This window comes from Peribacillus sp. SIMBA_075 (assembly GCF_046534585.1).
This window is the reverse complement of the sequence record NZ_JAWRYN010001184.1, coordinates 1-251: the sequence shown is the minus strand read 5'-3', so window position 1 is coordinate 251 and position 251 is coordinate 1. Positions and strand designations below refer to the sequence as shown.

The 251-nt window shown below is 39.4% G+C and carries 1 pseudogene; it reads right to left on the bottom strand.

Annotated elements, in window-relative coordinates:
• A pseudogene (locus SB775_RS32060) lies at positions 1 to 206 on the bottom strand (hypothetical protein); the annotation flags it as partial.
• Positions 207 to 251: the final 45 nt, after the last annotated feature.

Sequence of the window (251 nt, the reverse complement as noted above, 5' to 3'; positions counted from 1 at the left end):
GGTTGCTCTATTTGTAAGCCATCAATGTATTCCTGGGTTGCCGACTCACTCCATGTTTTGCTCGCGGGATTATATTCCGCTATATATAACCCTTCTTGAGGTTGTACATCCGTAAACCCCTCTGGAATTTCAGCGTCATCGAGTATTTCTTTATCCCCACCAGGTATATACTTGTTGTTTTTATCAAATGCATATATAGGTTTCATACGGTTCACTCCTTTGCTTTAAACATACAATTCACGACAATAAAC